Origin of the sequence: Brevibacterium aurantiacum, from assembly GCF_007558825.1 — a bacterium.
Taxonomy (GTDB): domain Bacteria; phylum Actinomycetota; class Actinomycetes; order Actinomycetales; family Brevibacteriaceae; genus Brevibacterium; species Brevibacterium aurantiacum_A.
The window spans coordinates 1-286 of record NZ_VLTK01000064.1 but is presented as its reverse complement, the minus strand read 5'-3'; the positions used below and the strand labels follow the sequence as shown (position 1 = coordinate 286).

Here is a 286-nt window from a genome sequence, read left to right as displayed (position 1 = left end):
GATACCGCCCTGACTGTATTGAAATTCTAACCTACGGGTCTTATCGACCCGGGAGACAGTGTCAGGTGGGCAGTTTGACTGGGGCGGTCGCCTCCTAAAGTGTAACGGAGGCGCCCAAAGGTTCCCTCAGAATGGTTGGAAATCATTCGTAGAGTGCAAAGGCATAAGGGAGCTTGACTGCGAGACCTACAAGTCGAGCAGGGACGAAAGTCGGGCTTAGTGATCCGGTGGTTCCGCATGGAAGGGCCATCGCTCAACGGATAAAAGCTACCCCGGGGATAACAGG

At 54.5% G+C, this 286-nt stretch carries 1 rRNA gene; it reads left to right on the top strand.

From position 1 onward, the window contains the following. A 23S ribosomal RNA gene (locus FO013_RS22260) occupies nucleotides 1-286 on the top strand; the annotation flags it as partial.